The organism is Novosphingobium rhizosphaerae, from assembly GCF_050920675.1.
Classification (GTDB): Bacteria; Pseudomonadota; Alphaproteobacteria; order Sphingomonadales; family Sphingomonadaceae; genus Novosphingobium; species Novosphingobium rhizosphaerae.
Map to the genome: position 1 here is coordinate 103,070 of NZ_CP137862.1, position 14,895 is coordinate 117,964.

The 14,895-nt window shown below is 66.4% G+C and carries 13 protein-coding genes; 9 read left to right on the forward strand and 4 right to left on the reverse strand.

Annotated features, from left to right (window positions below; all coding sequences use genetic code 11):
* Positions 1-9: 9 nt before the first annotated feature.
* The 3 genes from R9J51_RS20555 to R9J51_RS20565 form a co-directional block, all read right to left on the reverse strand.
* Positions 10-468 carry a histidine kinase gene (locus R9J51_RS20555; protein WP_168557325.1) on the reverse strand — a complete coding sequence of 153 codons (459 nt, stop codon included), beginning with the start codon at positions 466-468 and terminating at the stop codon, positions 10-12.
* A gap of 209 nt (positions 469-677) precedes the next feature.
* On the reverse strand, positions 678-2,771 hold the full coding sequence (locus tag R9J51_RS20560) for a response regulator (protein WP_432788079.1): 2,094 nt from the start codon (positions 2,769-2,771) through the stop codon (positions 678-680).
* Positions 2,772-2,987: 216 nt separating this feature from the next.
* Positions 2,988-3,698: an MnmC family methyltransferase gene (locus tag R9J51_RS20565; protein WP_248290413.1), complete on the reverse strand. Its 711-nt coding sequence runs from the start codon at positions 3,696-3,698 to the stop codon at positions 2,988-2,990.
* A 245-nt stretch (positions 3,699-3,943) separates the two neighbouring features.
* Here R9J51_RS20565 and R9J51_RS20570 point away from each other — a divergent pair, with 245 nt between their 5' ends.
* The 4 genes from R9J51_RS20570 (at position 3,944) to R9J51_RS20585 (ending at position 9,294) form a co-directional block, all read left to right on the forward strand.
* Positions 3,944-4,951 carry an MBL fold metallo-hydrolase gene (locus R9J51_RS20570; RefSeq protein ID WP_179562726.1) on the forward strand — a complete coding sequence of 336 codons (1,008 nt, stop codon included), beginning with the start codon at positions 3,944-3,946 and terminating at the stop codon, positions 4,949-4,951.
* Positions 4,952-5,250: 299 nt separating this feature from the next.
* Positions 5,251-6,453: an AAA family ATPase gene (locus R9J51_RS20575; RefSeq protein ID WP_168557494.1), complete on the forward strand. Its 1,203-nt coding sequence runs from the start codon at positions 5,251-5,253 to the stop codon at positions 6,451-6,453.
* A 50-nt stretch (positions 6,454-6,503) separates the two neighbouring features.
* The gene (locus R9J51_RS20580) at positions 6,504-7,688 is read left to right on the forward strand and encodes a ParB/RepB/Spo0J family partition protein (protein ID WP_179562724.1); all 1,185 of its coding nucleotides are present in this window, start codon (positions 6,504-6,506) and stop codon (positions 7,686-7,688) included.
* 352 nt (positions 7,689-8,040) lie between these two features.
* On the forward strand, positions 8,041-9,294 hold the full coding sequence (locus R9J51_RS20585) for a replication initiator protein A (RefSeq protein WP_179562722.1): 1,254 nt from the start codon (positions 8,041-8,043) through the stop codon (positions 9,292-9,294).
* Between the two features lie 998 nt (positions 9,295-10,292).
* Here the strand turns inward: R9J51_RS20585 and R9J51_RS20590 are convergent.
* Positions 10,293-10,679, reverse strand: a complete 387-nt coding sequence (locus R9J51_RS20590) for a copper resistance protein CopC (protein ID WP_179562720.1) — start codon at positions 10,677-10,679, stop codon at positions 10,293-10,295.
* Between the two features lie 161 nt (positions 10,680-10,840).
* On the opposite strand from R9J51_RS20590, the gene R9J51_RS20595 reads away from it, so the two are divergent.
* Genes R9J51_RS20595 through R9J51_RS20615 form a run of 5 tightly spaced genes read left to right on the forward strand, consistent with a single transcriptional unit; the run spans position 10,841 to position 14,787 of the window.
* On the forward strand, positions 10,841-11,158 hold the full coding sequence (locus R9J51_RS20595; protein WP_179562718.1) for a hypothetical protein: 318 nt from the start codon (positions 10,841-10,843) through the stop codon (positions 11,156-11,158).
* On the forward strand, positions 11,158-11,625 hold the full coding sequence (locus R9J51_RS20600) for a periplasmic heavy metal sensor (protein ID WP_179562716.1): 468 nt from the start codon (positions 11,158-11,160) through the stop codon (positions 11,623-11,625). Before R9J51_RS20595 ends, R9J51_RS20600 begins: the two co-directional genes overlap by 1 nt.
* A gap of 15 nt (positions 11,626-11,640) precedes the next feature.
* Positions 11,641-12,231, forward strand: coding sequence for an RNA polymerase sigma factor (locus tag R9J51_RS20605; protein WP_432788064.1), 591 nt, complete (start codon positions 11,641-11,643; stop codon positions 12,229-12,231).
* Between the two features lie 19 nt (positions 12,232-12,250).
* Positions 12,251-13,987: a copper resistance system multicopper oxidase gene (locus tag R9J51_RS20610; RefSeq protein WP_179562714.1), complete on the forward strand. Its 1,737-nt coding sequence runs from the start codon at positions 12,251-12,253 to the stop codon at positions 13,985-13,987.
* Positions 13,984-14,787: a copper resistance protein B gene (locus tag R9J51_RS20615; RefSeq protein ID WP_179562712.1), complete on the forward strand. Its 804-nt coding sequence runs from the start codon at positions 13,984-13,986 to the stop codon at positions 14,785-14,787. The genes R9J51_RS20610 and R9J51_RS20615 overlap by 4 nt, the downstream gene beginning before the upstream one ends.
* Positions 14,788-14,895: the final 108 nt, after the last annotated feature.

Genomic DNA, 14,895 nt, shown 5'->3' on the forward strand with positions numbered 1-14,895 from the left:
CCCCAGGCATCACCAGCCCCAGCCGCGCCCATATTGCGGCCGCCGCCAGCCGCCCTGGCGGGCCTCGGCATTGATCCAGCCTTCGATGCGGTCGAACCGGGTGGTCAGCGCGCTGACCGCGCGCCAGTCGCCACCGCCGCATTCATAGCGCTGGCGGCCTTCGAGCTGATCGATGGCATCGTGGATGCGATCGGCGCGGCGAGGATCGATATCGCCCTGGTTCACTTCCTGCGCCAGGCGCGCTTCGAGTGCGTGCGCCCGCTGGCCCGAGCAAACATAATCGGCCTTGCGCTTGGCGCGCCAGTAATCCCCACCGCGATCATAGCCAGATCCATAGCCCTGCCCGTATCCGCCATAGCCCTGGCCATATCCGTTCCAGGCCTGTGCCTGGGCCAGGCCGGCCGCGCCACCAATCCCAACCCCAACCATTGCCACCGCCGCCAGCGCGGCCATGCGAACCATCTTCATCGTGTGTCTCCCGTGCTTGGGTGTCCATCCCAAGACACAGGCTATGCCAGGCAGCCTGCCCGAAACTTGAACCGGCCGTCGCCGATTGTTCAGCAAGCACACGCCAACGCATCCGGGCCGTGCAACGGGCTTCATAAGGATTTCACATCCCTATCTCGGTCCGCCCCGAGGCCAGTCGAAAGGCCTTGCCGCGATGGCCAAGATGGTCCCTAGCGCCCCATCAGCATGGCCCGCACGCGCTGTTCCAGATCGCCCACGGCGAAAGGCTTGGTCAGGATCTGCATGCCCGGTTCCAGGTGGCCGTTGCCGATGATCGCGTTTTCGGCATAGCCGGTGATGAACAGCACCGGCGTATCGGGCCGGTGGCCGCGCGCGGCGTCGGCCATCTGGCGCCCGTTCATTCCGCCCGGCAGGCCAACGTCGGTCACCACCAGGTCGATCGCGGCTTCCGATTGGAGGATCTTCAACCCCTGCGCGCCGTCTTCGGCTTCCAGCACGGTGTGCCCCATGTCTTCCAATGCGGTGACGACCAGCATGCGCACCAGCGGCTCGTCGTCCACCACCAGCACGATCCCTTGCCCAGGCGCTGCAGAGGCGCTCGCCGCCCCGGCAAAGGCGCTGATCGTATCGTGGGCCGTTTCATCGCTGCCGTAATGGCGCGGCAGGTAGATGCGCACCGTGGTGCCGCTTCCCACTTCGGAATAGATGCGCGCATGGCCGCCCGATTGGCGTGCAAAACCATAGATCATCGACAGCCCAAGCCCTGTGCCCTGGCCCAGCGGCTTGGTGGTGAAGAACGGATCGAAAGCCTTGGCGATCACATCGGCCGACATGCCCACGCCCGTATCGGTCACCGACAGCGAAAGGTATTGTCCCGGCGGAATCTCGTGGCTGGCGGCGGCCCGCTCGTCGAACCAGCGGTTGGCCGTCTCGATCGTGATGCGCCCGCCATCGGGCATGGCGTCGCGCGCGTTGAGACACAAGTTGAGCAGCGCGTTTTCCAACTGGCTGGCATCGACCAGCGCAGTCCACAGCCCGGCCGCGCCCACTGCTTCCACGGCGATCGCCGGGCCAACGGTGCGCCGCACCAGGTCCGCCATGCCATCGACCAGGTCGTTGACGTTGGTAGGGCGTGGATCGAGCGTCTGGCGCCGCGAAAAGGCCAGCAGGCGATGGGTCAGCGCGGCCGCGCGGCGCCCGGCCGATTGCGCCATCGCCAGGTACTTTTCCACTTCGGCAAAGCGGCCCTGCGCCAGGCGTGAGCCGATCATTTCCAGCGCGCCGGAAATGCCGGCAAGCAGATTGTTGAAATCGTGGGCAAGGCCCCCCGTCAACTGCCCGACCGCTTCCATCTTCTGGGCCTGGCGCAACTGCGCTTCGGCATGCATCAGTTCGGCGGTGCGGTCCGCCACGCGCTGTTCCAGGGTTTCGGTAAGGCGGCGCAGTTCCTCGGTCACGCGGTCGCGCTCGGCTTCCACCGCGCGCCGCGTCTCAAGATCCAGCAACACGCCGGGAAAGCGCACCGCCGCCCCGCGCGCGTCGGCTTCGACCCGCCCGACCGCTTCCACCCAGGCATGGCGCCCATGCCGTCCGCGCACGCGGTATTGGTGGCGATAGGGGCCGGGCTGGGCCAGGCAGGCGGCAATCGCACCATCCACCCCGGCGCGGTCATCGGCATGGATGGCGCCAAGCAAGCGCTCGACGCGAAGGGCCGCCAGATCGGCGCCCGGCTCCACGCCAAAGGCATTGGCAAAGCCTTCGTCCACGCTCACCAGCCCGCTCGGCACGTCCCAGATCCAGGTGCCCAGGATAGCGCCGGCCGAAAGCGCGAGTTGCACCCGCTGCACATTGTCGCGGGCCAGCGCCTCGCTTTGCCGCAGTGCCGATTCCGATGCCTTGCGCGCGGAAATGTCGCGGAACAGCACGGATACCTGGCGGTTGCCTTGCGGCCCCACACGACGCGCCGAAACCTCGATGAAGCGAGCAGCGGTGATGAATTCGCGTTCAAAGCGCACCGGCTCGCCCGTGCGCAGCACGCGGCCATAAAGTTCCAGCCAGCCATCGGCTTCGTTCGGGGCAATGTCGCGCAGCGTCTTGCCAACGATGCCGGCAATCCCGGTGTGGCGCTCATAACCCGAATTGGCTTCGACATGGCGATAGTCGCTCAAGGGCCCATGCGGCCCATCGAAGAACTCGATGATGCAAAAGCCATCGTCGATCGCTTCGAACAAGGCCTGGCGCCGCGCGTCGGCCGTGTCGACGGCGTTATCGGCCGCTGACCCGGCATGGCGCAGCCGCTGCACTTCGCTTTCCAGTTCCGCGCGCGACAGCGTCTCAACCGGGGCCTGTGTCACGATGCGGTCCTGTCCTTTTCTTCTTGCCCAGCCAGTCGCGGCGACAAAGCGCGCCCAGCGCCTCGGCGTCCCCAACGCACGGGCGGGCAAAAAGTGCCGCAAATTACGATCGCGCCACGCTTTTTCAGAACATCGCCGCAAAGTGGCGCGGCATTGCCACGCCGCCTAGCGCCGCGTGGCAAACCACAGGCAGTGGACATCGTTGCGCGCGCCTTCATAGGCCGGCACGGGCACGGCCTCCACGGCAAAGCCGGCGCGTGCCAGCGCGCGGGTAAAGCGCGCGTCGGGATCGGCCGACCACACCGCCAGGATGCCGCCCGGCCGCAGCGCGGCATAGGCGGCACGCAAGCCGTCCGGGCCATAAAGCCGGTCGTTTTCCTTCTGCACGAACCCGTCGGGGCCATTGTCCACATCCAGCAGGATGGCATCGAATTGCCCCCTGCCCCCGACGCTGCCCTGCGCGATCACATCGTGCACATCGCCCAGCGTCACGGTCACGCGCGGATCGTCCAGCTTGCCGGCAAAGACATCGACCAGCGGCCCTTTGGCCCAGGCCAGGATTTCGGGCACCAGTTCGGCCACGCGGATGCGCGCGCCCTTGCCCCAGGCCTGGAGCGCCGCACCCAGGGTAAAGCCCATGCCCAGGCCACCGATCAGGATCGATCCATTGTGCCGGCGCAGGCGCTGGGCGGTCATCGTCGCCAGGGCCTGTTCCGACACATAGTCGGTGTTGCCCATCAATTCCTCTTCGTCCAACTCGATCGAAAAGGAATCGCCGCTTTGCAGCAGGAGCAGCTCGCCGCCCCCGGGCAGGCGCGCCTTGTCGATCAGGCGGATCTTCTCGTCCCGATGCGGGGCAAGCGTGGTCTGGGCCAAAGGGTATCCAATCGCGGCAACGGCACGGCCCGGGCGCAACGGCATGAAACGGCCATGGCGAGAAAGGACCAAGCAAGAGGGGGGAAATGCCCACCCCGCAAGTCACAGGCACGGCACCGACGCAGCAACAGCCCATAGTGACTTGGCCCGGCAATGCAATCGCGCTTGGCCATCCCCCTGGATTTTCCGCCACGCCGCACCCACTTGGTGGGCCTCCACTCCCCGCGCCACCGCGAAAGGGCCGCATGCCGCGCAATCCCTATTATCAAGGCCCTGTCAGCGACCATTTCGACGGGCTGCGCTTCCGCAATCCCGCCGCAGAGCCCGAAACCGATCGCTCGCTAAAGGATGTGCTGCGCTGGCGCCGCACCGCGCCCGACAACCCTTGGCCGCCCTCGGTGCCGGTCACGCCGGCCCGGCCCGATGCGGCGGTGCCTGGCCTGCGCATCACCATGATCGGCCATGCCACGGTGCTGATCCAGTTGGGCGGCCTCAACATCCTGACCGATCCGGTCTGGGCGCAGCGCGCCAGCCCGGTGCGCTTTGCCGGTCCGCGCCGTGTTACTGCGCCAGGCGTGGCGCTGGCAGACCTGCCGCCGATCCACGCCGTGCTGCTTTCGCACAACCATTACGATCATCTCGACGTGGCCACGCTCAAAGCCCTGACCAAAGCCCATGCACCGCTGATCATCACCCCCCTGGGCAACGACAGTATCGTGCGCCGCCATGTGCCCGGCGCCCGCCTTGCCGCGCTCGATTGGCACCAGGCCCACCCCCTCGATCCGGCCGGCACCGCGCAGGCCCATCTCGTGCCTGCGCTGCATTGGTCCTCGCGCGGTCCGCGCGATCGCCGCATGGCGCTGTGGGGTGGCTTCATGCTGTGCGCGCAAGGCCGGACGGTCTATTTCGCCGGCGATACCGGCTATGGCACCGGCGCGATCTTTCGTGCCCTGCGCGCGCGCTTCGGCCCGGTCGATTGCGCGCTGCTGCCGATCGGCGCCTATGACCCGCGCTGGTTCATGGCCGCGCAGCATACCAACCCGGCCGAAGCGGTGGCGATCATGCGCGATCTTGATGCCGACCGGGCGCTCGGCATCCACTGGGGCACGTTCAAGCTGACCGACGAGCCGCGCGAAGACCCGCTGCACCAGCTTGACGCCGCGCTTGCCGCGCAGGGAATCGCGCCCGAACGCTTTCGCGCGCTGCATCCCGGCCAGGTTGCCGATATTCCGGCGCGCGGGGCCGGCGCGTGATTCTATGATGCGGGCGGCTTGAGGCCGATCGCCGCGTTGCGGAATTCCTATCGACATCAAGGGTCTGGGCCAGCGAAGCGGCGCGGCGATGGGATGGCGGTCCCGCTGCATGGCAGAATTTATGATTTAAATTCAATGATTTGATTTATTCCAGCAAAAGCATGTATTGCCTCGGCCAAAGGGCCAATGGAATGCATGCTGCGCCGTTTTTGCGCGCTCTTGCGATGGTAAACCACCAAGTTGCCCGATTGAATGAAATTTGCTATGCATACCCATCAACAGCTTCAAACGGGCGGATGATGGCTGATACCAATGCAATCGTGGGGCAAATCGGCGATCTGGCCCAAGCCGGGGAGCGGATGATCGAGCGCTTGCGGCGCAAGGCCTTTCTGCCGGAAAGCCGCAAGGGACTCAACGTGCGTTTCGGCATTGCCGAAGCTGCGCACCTGCTGGGTTGTTCGACCAACCGCATCCGCATGGCCGAGGATGATGGCCGCCTGCCCCCGCCCCCGTCGGGCGACAACGGCCGGCGCATCGGCTATGGCGTCACCGAAATGCTCAACATGCGCGAAGTGCTGGGCGCCATGCCCACGCGGGGGCCGCAAGACGTGCCGGCGATGATCGCGGTGCAGAATTTCAAGGGCGGGGTGGGTAAGTCCACCGTCACCACCCACCTGGCGCACTATTTCGCAGTGCAGGGCTATCGCGTTCTGGTGGTCGATTGCGACAGCCAGGCCACCACGACCACGCTGTTCGGCTTCAACCCGCATTTCAACATCACGCGGGAGGAAACCCTTTACCCCTACTTGTCGATCGACCCGACCCAGGCCGACTTGCTCTACGCGGTCAAGCGCACGCCCTGGCCCAATGTCGATCTGATCCCTTCCAACCTCGAACTGTTCGACGTGGAATACGAACTTGCCGCGGCCGGCGCCGATGGACAGTCGGTGCTGGCGGCGCGCTTCCGCAAGCTCAAGCAAGGGCTGCTCGACCTCGCTCGCGATTACGATGTGGTGATCCTCGATCCGCCGCCGGCGCTGGGCACGATCTCGCTGGCGGTGATGCAGGCGGCCAATGCCCTGCTCGTGCCGCTGGCGGCCACCACCCCCGATTTCTGCTCCACCGTGCAGTTCCTCTCCATGATGGACCAGGTCATCGCGCAGCTGGTTGAGGCCGGGATTGCCGTGGATTATCAATTTGTTCGCCTGATCTGTTCGAAATTTGACGGCAACGATCCCAGCCACGCCATGGTCCGCACCATCATGGAGCAGACCTTTGGCCCTGCCCTGCTGCCCGTGCCCATCCTGGAAAGCGCGGAAATCAGCCACGCCGCCTTGCGCATGATGACGATCTACGAACTGGAAAAGCCGATCGGGACGGCCAAGACGCACAAGCGTTGCCGCGCCAACCTCGACGAGGCACTGGGCCAGATCGAACAGCTGGTGCGCACCGGCTGGGGCCGCATTGCCCCGGCGCGTGAAGAGGATGTGCTCCATGCCTGAAGCCCCCCTTCCCCTTCCCTCTGCCCCGTTCTTCGCAAGGTTCTAACGCCATGGCGCGCAAGCAATCCGATTACCTCGCCGCGCTGCTGGCGGAAGACGAAGAAACCGCCAGCCCCTCGCCCAGCGCGGCCCCGGCAGCGCCCATCGCGCCTGCGGTGATCGACAACACGCCCTCCGCGCGTCCTTCGGGCGTGGCGGAGGACGCCGCACCGGCCCCGCGCGCAGACCCCGCACCCGCCCCGGCGCCGGCGCAGTCCCCACGCGCGGCGTCGCCGGGCCTAGGCCCCTTGCGCGGCACCACGCTGCTCAACCGCGAAAGCGCGCTGGCACGGGTTGCCAGCGGGGAAGTGCGCCAGGTCACGCAACTGCTGCTCGATCCGGCGCGGGTGCGCGTCTGGGCCGGCAATGCCCGTTCCTATGCCCACCTATCCGAGGAATCCTGTCGCGAACTGATCGATTCGATCATCGCCGAAGGCGGCCAGAAAGTGCCGGCGGTTGTGCGCCGCCTGGAAGGCGATCCGGCCTATGACTATGAAGTGATCGCGGGAACGCGGCGCCATTGGTCGATTGCCTGGCTGCGCGCCAATTCCTATCCGCAGTTCCAGTTCCTCGCCCAGGTTGCCCAGCTCGACGATGAAGCCGCGTTCCGCCTGGCCGATCTGGAGAACCGCGCCCGCAAGGACGTTTCGGATCTCGAACGCGCCCGCAATTACGCGCTGGCCTTGAAAGACCACTATGGCAACCACCTTACCCGCATGGCGGAAAGGCTAAAGTTGTCAAAGGGTTGGCTTTCCAAAATGCTGCGCGTGGCAACGATCCCCGATGCCGTGATCGCCGCATTTGCTTCGCCTGCCGATGTGCAGCTCAAGCCCGGTTACGCCCTCGCCCAAGCCCTTGATGACAAGAACGCGCAGGCCCTGATCCTCAAGGAAGCACGCCAGATCGCGCGCGAGCAGGATGCCGCCCGCAGCGGTGGACGGCCCATGCTGGCCTCGGCCGAAGTGCTCCAGCGCCTGCTCGCGGCGCCCAGCGCTGGCCAGGCGCCGCGCGGGCCGCTGTTCGTGTGGGATGCGCCGGCCACCGGGCGCTGTGCCGTCTCGGTGCTCTCGGCCGGTCGCCAGGGGGTGACGCTCAAGCTGCACAACGGCACCGGCGCGACGACCGAAGACCTCGTCGAAGGCGTGCGCGCCGCGCTTGAAGCTCTCGAATCCCAAGGCAAGGGCATGCAGCGGTGAGGCCAGCGTTTCCCCGTTTCCCCGGGGAAACATCTGGGCCTTGGGCCTTGCCCAGTTCAAGAACACGACCTGAGGGGTGCCCTGCCCCCCTCACCCCATTGACCTGGGCCCGCGCTGCACCGGCGCCCCCGTCACGGGCAACCTCCCATGTCTTGAAGCAAGCCAGAACGGGCCCGTGGCGCCGCATGGGCGGAACTTTTGGGGCAAAGCGGGCCATGCCGCCTCCTTGCTCGTTCTTCCCCCCTCCCCACAGCTTTCCCATCCCCCCAACCTTGCCCCGGTCCGGCCCTTGCCGGTACCGGGTATTGGCGCATCTGCTTCCCCTTCCCCATCCAGCAATACCGGCATCTCCATGACCCGCAGCAAACCTTCCGCCAGCAGCGAACGCTTCGACGTCTTCCTGCCTTACGTGGCCGACATGCCCTTGCGCGACCAGCGCGAGATGATGGAACGCCCGTTCTTTTCGCTGGCCAAGACCAAGCGCACCAAGCCGATCGACTATACCAGCCCCGACGGCAAGCTGTGGGTGCACGTCTCGGGCAACCCGGACTATGGCATGGCCACGATCTGGGACGCGGACATCCTGATCTATTGCGCCAGCGTGCTGGCCGACATGGTGCGGCGTGGTGCCAACGATGTGCCGCGCAAGCTCAACATCATGCCTTATGACCTGCTGCGCGCGATCGGCCGCCCCACCACCGGGCGCGCCTATGAACTGCTGGGCCAGGCGCTCGATCGACTGGTTGCCACCACGATCAAGACCAACATCCGCGCCGAAAACCGCCGCGAAGCCACCTTCTCGTGGCTCGATGGCTGGACCCAGCTCGTCGACGAACGCACCGAGCGTTCCAAGGGCATGACGCTGGAGCTATCCAACTGGTTCTGGGAAGGCGTGATGATGCAAGGCGGCGTCCTGGCGATCGACCGCGCCTATTTCAACATCACCGGTGGCCGCGAGCGCTGGCTGTACAAAGTGGCGCGCAAGCACGCTGGCGGTGCCGGCGAAGACGGCTTTGCCATTGCCATGCCGACTTTGTTCGAAAAATCGGGCGCGGAAGGCGAATATCGCCGCTTCAAGTTCGAAATCCTCAAGCTGGCGGAAAAGGATGCCCTGCCCGGCTATGCCCTGAACGTTGAACAAGGCAAGGCCGGCGAACCGCTCTTGCGCATGCGCCGGGTGGACGGCAAGGACGGCGCCGAAGTCGTTTCCCCGGGGAAACGACACTCCCCGCTACCGGCCCCACTGCCCGCCCCACAGGCCCTGCCCGCACCCGAAGCCCGACCGGAGCCGACCCCCGCGCGCACGGCTTCGCCCGCGATTGCGGCCACGCCTGCCCCTGCTGCAAAGCCTGCCACGGTCGATGCACGCAGCCTGATCCGCTCGACCATTGCCGGATTGAGCCACGCCGCCACGCGCGGCTTCATGACCGATGAAACCCTGGCGCACTTGCGCGAGACGTGCCCAGGCTGGGACTTCCACGCCTTGCATGCCGAGTTCGAACGCTGGGTGTCAGCCGATGCCGCACGCACCCCGGCCGACTGGCAGCGTGCCTTCATCGGCTGGACCAAGCGCCATCACGAAAAGCACCGCCACACCCTGCGCTGAGCCAACCGCGCGCGCAGGCAATCACGCCCGCGCGCTTCCCCTGCTGGCCAATGACGATCAGCAGGGGAACGCGCCAAGGGCCCACGCGGCTCTCTGGCCGGATACATCCTTCGCCATACCACCCCCCAAACACCGAGCGCGCCATATGCGATGCCGGCGCGGGGAGGGGAGGGGAGGGTGGCAAGACACACTTGCCCGCTCCCACGCGCCTTGCCGGCAGGACACGACGACGGCGGCGACGGGATCAGGAACCGGCGAGAGTGGACGAACGCGAGCAATGCCCGAACGCGACGATCATCCCTATTTGGCAGACAACCAAGCAAACCGCGATGCGCTGCATCCTACGATTGCTCGATCCGTTCGCGATGTGTCGTGCCTGTTGGTGGCCGCGAGCGGGGCTGCGAAATCCTCTGTCGCAATTGAACCTTCCACGTGGCCTGTTCCAAAAAAGAAATTCAAACCGTCGCGTCAATTGGGCTGTTCGTGGCAAAGTTCGACCTATCGGGAACGCCATAACGCGGGTTTCGACCCTTCGGGAACGGCCCGTCGATCCATCGGGAACGCGGAGACGACCTTTCGGGAACGGCGCATCGATCCATCAGGAACATAATCTCGATCTATCGGGAACAGGGGCATTTGCACGAATCGCGAGGTCACGGCGATTCGCCCGCATCGGTCGCAGCCTTAACTTGTCTAACCCCTTTAAAGAGGATCTAACCGGCAGGAAGACTCTTTGGTCTGATTGATACGGGGGAAGGGGCAGGGCTGCGGCGGCCGTGCATGGGCGCCCAGCGGAGTAAGGGCAAATCCTGTGTGGGCGGCCTCAAAATAGCCTTTTGGCGTTATTTTGGATTAAAAACCAAATAGATAGCGCGAAACTTCAGCGGTTGGCAGCTACAAGGAATTTCGGCCGGTTTTGCCGCAAATCGGGGCAAAACCGGCCGAAAACGAAAATATGTGCAAATTCAGTCTCTTGACCGACCTTTCTGCACGGCTTTCTATTTGACGGTGAAACTGTAGCTGCCGTCGGCACTTTCGCCGCCCTTGTCCGCCGCATGCCAGGTGAGGCGATAGGTGCCGGCCGGAAGTGCGCGTGGCAGGGTGGCGACGAGGGTCCGCCCGTCATCGCCAAGCCGGATGGCGAAGCCGGTGACGGTCATCGGATTGTGGTGTGCCATGCCGGGCATCGCCGTCATGACCAGGGCGAGGGGAGCGGTGGGCAGGGACACCGGCTCGGCAAAGATGAGCGTGATCTGCCGTGGGGCGGAAACGGCAGCCTCTGCCGCCGGACTGGCCCTGGCCAGCGATGGCTTGGCCAGGGCGGGGAAGGGGGCGGCCAGCATGGCGCCGACCAAGGCAAGCGCGGAAAGCGAGCGAGAGTGCATGTACAAGCCTTTCGAGGATATCCTGAAAGCCGATACGCATGCCGTGCGGCGATCCCTTGCCGCCGCGCCAAAAAATGTTCGATGGCGGTGAGGGGGCGGGGCGCGGCCTGCGTATGATGCGGTAAAGGCGCCAAGGGTGCGAACAGGAGATGCCGATGCCGATGACCAGCGTAGACGAAAGACTGGCCCAGTTGCGTGCACGGGCCGATGTCGCGCCGGATGGAGCAGCACTCGATTGGGCGTGCACCGAACAGGCGGTGATGGCGGGATTTGCCCTGCGCCGCCAACAGGCCCAGGCGCGGCGCCAGCTCGCCTGGACCGGAGCCCTGGCTTTGGCCGTAGGCCTGGCGGGCGGGCTGGCCCAGCAGCAATCGCCGCTGCGCGCGCCGCAGCCCGGTGACGACGCACGAAGCCTGGCTGCAGGGCCGCTGGCTCTGCCGCCACAGGCGCCTTCGGTGGTCTTGCTGGGGGCAGGGTGATGGGCGCGCGCCAAACGGCCCTGGCGGTCTTGCTGGCCTTCGTGGCGGCCTTGGCGGGGGTGGGGGTGGGGCGCGTGCTGTTTCGGCCCGCACAGCCCCTGGAAACCACGTTTCACACCTTGATTCATCGCGATCTGGCGCTCGATGCCGGCCAGGAGCAGGCGATTGCGCGGCTGGAGCGCGATTATGCCGCGGCGCAGGCGCGCTATGGCGCCCAGATGGCGCAGGACAACCGCGACCTGGCACAGGCGATCGTGGCGGAAAAGGGCTATGGCCCGCGCGTGGCGGCGGCGGTGGACCGTTCGCATCAGGCCATGGGCATGCTGCAAAAGGAAACGCTGCAACACCTGTTTGCCATGCGCGGCGTGCTGCGGCCCGAGCAACAGGTGCGCTTTGACCAAGCCATGGTCACGGCCCTGACCCGGACAACGCCCGAAGCGGCGGCGCAGCCCGTGCAACGCCGCTGACGGGCCGGCGGCAGCGTGCGCCACGGGCTGGATCAGGCAGACGATGCCGCGCTGGTGCGCGCGGCCCTGGCGGGGGACGAGCAAGCCTATCGCCACCTCATGGTGCGCCATCGCCAGGCGGTCTATCGCGTGGCCTGGGCGCAGACCGGGCAGGCCGATGCCGCGCTGGATGTCACGCAGGAAACCTTCATCGCCGCGTTTGCCGCCTTGGCGCGCTATGACCCGAAGCGGCCCATGCGCTGGTGGCTGGGACGGATTGCACTGAACAAGGGGCGTGATTGGCGGCGACGGCAAGCGGTGCGGCGGTTCTGGTCGGGCTGGCGTGCAACGGGCGACGACCGCGGCGGCGAGGAGGTGGCAGCGCAAGCGCCCGATCCAGCCCCTGGGCCGGAGCAGGAAGCAGGCGCACGGGCCGAGCTGGTGCGTACGGCCAATGCCATTGCAGGCCTGCCGGCGCCCTTGCGCGAGGCAATCGTGCTGCACGGTGTTGAGGGCATGGCGCAGCGCGATATCGCCGCTCTCTTGGGCGTGAGCGAAAAAGCCGTAGAGACAAGAGTTTACCGCGCAAGAAAGCGCCTTGCCGAGGTGCTTGGCGAAGAGGACTGAAACCGTGGATCGACGCACGATGATAGCCGCATTGGGCGGCGCAGGAATGGGCACGATCTTGCCCGACTGGGCGCGCGCCATGGGCGATGGCGCGGGCATGCGGCATAGCGCGATGGGCGCGGCGCCGGCCACGCTTTCGGGCGAGTTGATCGAATTGACGGTAGGCCATGCGCCGGTCGTGCTGGGCGGGCGGCGTGGCCATGCCGTGACGGTCAATGGCACGACGCCCGGGCCCATGATCCGCCTGCGCGAAGGGCAGCAGGTTTGTCTGCGCGTGCACAACCACCTGGACGAAGATACCTCGATCCATTGGCACGGTCTGCTTGTGCCGTTCCAGTTCGATGGCGTGCCCGGCATCAGCTATCCCGGCATTGCGCCAGGGCAGAGCTTTGACCATGTGTTTACCGTGCGCCAGGCCGGAACATACTGGTATCACGGCCATAGTGGGATGCAGGAAGCGATGGGCCTGTTCGGCCCGATCGTGATCGACCCTGCCGCGGGCGAGGCGGAAGCGGCCGCGCGCGAGCACGTGGTGATGCTGCACGACTGGACCGACGTGCACCCGCATATGCTGTTCAAGCGCTTGAAACAGCAGGGCGGGTTCTACAACCGCCAGCAGCAGACCCTGGCCGGCTTGCTGGCCGGGCGCGACCAGTCCCTGGCCGACCGGCTAGACTGGGGCAGGATGCGCATGGACCCGACCGACATTTCCGATGTGACGGGGTCTACCTACAGTTATTGCATCAATGGCCACGACAGCGCGGGCAACTGGACCGGGCTGTTTACCCCCGGCGAGCGAGTGCGGCTGCGCGTGATCAATGCCGCGGCGATGACCAATTTCAACGTGCGTCTGCCCGGCTTGCCAATCCAGGTGGTGGCGGCCGACGGTGGCGACGTGACGCCGGTGGAAACCGATGAACTGCAGATCGGCATTGCCGAAACCTATGACCTGATCGTGCAGCCCAATTCGATGCAACCCGTTGCGATCATTGCCGAAGCCATCGACAGATCGGGCCAGTGCCGCGCAACCCTTGCGCCGGTAGCGGGGATGGCGGCACCGATCCCGCCGCGGCGCAAGCGGCCGCTGCTGACCATGCGCGACATGGGCATGGGCGGCATGGACATGACCGGGATGGACATGGCGGCCGGCACGCTGGACCTCTCGGCGCCAGAGCCCGCGCCGGCCCATCATCATGGCCATGGCGGCATGAAAATGCGCGACAAGAGCCTGGCGCCGCCCACGATGCGCATGGGGCCGGGCGTGGCGACGCTGGCCGCCGCGCCGGTGGACCGCCTGGCCGACCGGCCGACCGGGCTGGAGGACGTGGACCATCGCGTGTTGACGTATGCCGATCTCAAGGCGCGGGTGCCGCGCGCCCAGGCGCCGCCGACGCGCAGCCTCGACATACACCTGACCGCCAACATGGAACGCTACATGTGGTCGTTCGACGGGGTGAAGCTGAGCGAGAACCCTGCGCCACTGGCATTTCGTGCCGGCGAGCGGGTAAGGGTGACGCTGATCAACGATACGATGATGCCCCATCCCATTCATTTGCATGGTCATTTCTTTGACCTGGTGAACGGGGCGGAGGAAGCCGCGCCGCGCAAGCACACCATCAACGTGCTGCCCGGCGGCAAGGCGAGCTTCGACCTGACGGCCGACGCGGTGGGGGATTGGGCGTTTCACTGCCACATGCTGCTGCACATGCATGCCGGCATGTTTCGTGTGGTCACCGTGCGGGAGCAGGTGGCATGAAGCGCGGCCTGGGATGGGCCGCCGCCTTGGCGCTGGGCAGCGGCGTGGCGCACGGGCAGGAGGCTCCCCCGGCGCCACCGGTCGATCACGCTGCCGATGCGCTGTTCGATCCGCAGGCCATGGCGCGGGCACGAACCGCGCTGGTTCGCGAAAGCGGTGGCATGGCGGTAAGCCAGGTGATGGTGGACCAGCTGGAACTGCGCGGCGGGGACGACTATGCCTGGGAAGCCAAGGGCTGGTGGGGCGGCGACAGCGACCGGCTGGCCGTCGAAACACGCGGCGAGGGGGCCTTTGGCGGGCGGCTGGACCGCGCCGAAGCACAGGCCGGCTGGCTCCATGCCCTGGATCCCTGGTTCAACTTGCGCGCGGGCCTGCGCCAGGACCTGGGGGCAGGGCAGGGGCGTACCCATGCCGCGCTGACCATCGAGGGCCTGGCACCCTATTGGTTCGATGTGGAAACCTCGGTCTTCCTGTCCACCCGCGGCGAAGTGAGCGGGCGGGCCGAAGCAAGCTATGACCAACGCGTGACCCAGCGCCTGGTGGCGCAGCCGCGCGTGGAACTGGATTGGGCGGCGCAGGCCATGCCGGACCTACACGGCGACCGAAGCCGGGACCGCGGCGCCGGAATCGACCGGGTCGAGGCGGGCCTGCGCCTGCGGTATGAACTGCGCCGCACGTTTGCGCCCTATCTTGGCCTTTCGTGGGAACGGCAACTGGGCGGCACTGCACGGGCGGTGCGCGCCGGCGGCGAAAAAGCCGCGGCGCTGCGCGCGCTGGCCGGGGTGCGGGTTTGGTGGTGATGGCCATCATGAACGGGGGACTACGCATCTCTACGTGATGGGTGGTGGAGGCCTGTTGGGGCCTGATCGTCCATATCGTGCAAGTGGATATGGATCAGGCACGATTGG

Excerpts from the sequence above, each read along its gene's own strand:
- R9J51_RS20555 (WP_168557325.1), bottom strand. The coding sequence starts at position 468 with ATGAAGATGGTTCGCATGGCCGCGCTGGCGGCGGTGGCAATGGTTGGG.
- R9J51_RS20570 (WP_179562726.1), top strand. The coding sequence starts at position 3,944 with ATGCCGCGCAATCCCTATTATCAAGGCCCTGTCAGCGACCATTTCGAC.
- R9J51_RS20575 (WP_168557494.1), top strand. The coding sequence starts at position 5,251 with ATGGCTGATACCAATGCAATCGTGGGGCAAATCGGCGATCTGGCCCAA.
- R9J51_RS20580 (WP_179562724.1), top strand. The coding sequence starts at position 6,504 with ATGGCGCGCAAGCAATCCGATTACCTCGCCGCGCTGCTGGCGGAAGAC.
- R9J51_RS20585 (WP_179562722.1), top strand. The coding sequence starts at position 8,041 with ATGACCCGCAGCAAACCTTCCGCCAGCAGCGAACGCTTCGACGTCTTC.
- R9J51_RS20590 (WP_179562720.1), bottom strand. The coding sequence starts at position 10,679 with ATGCACTCTCGCTCGCTTTCCGCGCTTGCCTTGGTCGGCGCCATGCTG.
- R9J51_RS20595 (WP_179562718.1), top strand. The coding sequence starts at position 10,841 with ATGACCAGCGTAGACGAAAGACTGGCCCAGTTGCGTGCACGGGCCGAT.
- R9J51_RS20600 (WP_179562716.1), top strand. The coding sequence starts at position 11,158 with ATGGGCGCGCGCCAAACGGCCCTGGCGGTCTTGCTGGCCTTCGTGGCG.
- R9J51_RS20610 (WP_179562714.1), top strand. The coding sequence starts at position 12,251 with ATGATAGCCGCATTGGGCGGCGCAGGAATGGGCACGATCTTGCCCGAC.
- R9J51_RS20615 (WP_179562712.1), top strand. The coding sequence starts at position 13,984 with ATGAAGCGCGGCCTGGGATGGGCCGCCGCCTTGGCGCTGGGCAGCGGC.